Source organism: Corallococcus praedator, assembly GCF_003612125.1.
Taxonomy (GTDB): Bacteria; Myxococcota; Myxococcia; order Myxococcales; family Myxococcaceae; genus Corallococcus; species Corallococcus praedator.
In genome coordinates, this window is sequence record NZ_RAWI01001321.1 from 1 (window position 1) to 402 (window position 402).

The 402-nt window shown below is 53.0% G+C and carries 1 protein-coding gene; it reads left to right on the forward strand.

What is annotated here, in order from left to right:
* Positions 1-69: 69 nt before the first annotated feature.
* Positions 70-402: T9SS type A sorting domain-containing protein (locus D7Y13_RS46635; protein ID WP_244222507.1), on the forward strand; the 333-nt coding region annotated here is incomplete at its 3' end.

The window sequence follows — 402 nt, forward strand, 5'->3', positions numbered from 1 at the left end:
ACCGTGAACTGCCGGGAGCTGTTTTCGACCTGCTCCGGGACCCGCACCCGGAACATGATCGAAAATTATATGGACTACTCGCCCGACCTGTGCATGAACGTGTTTACGGTTGGGCAGGTGGGCCGGATGCGGAGCGTACTGAGGCTCAGCCCCCGTCGGTTTCGCGTAATTCAGTCGACGATGACACCGCTGGACCCGACTGAGACGCTGACCATCAATGTGTACCCTAATCCGGCTGTGGCAGATGTTCTTGTCGATGTGCAATTAAAAGACTTTCAATCATTTACGGTTGAGCTATTCGACATGGCCGGTCGTCAGGTCAGGGCAATGAGCTATTCGGACTCGCCAAGCACCCGCGTTTTATTATCTACTAATTACTTAGCAACTGGTCTGTACATCGTT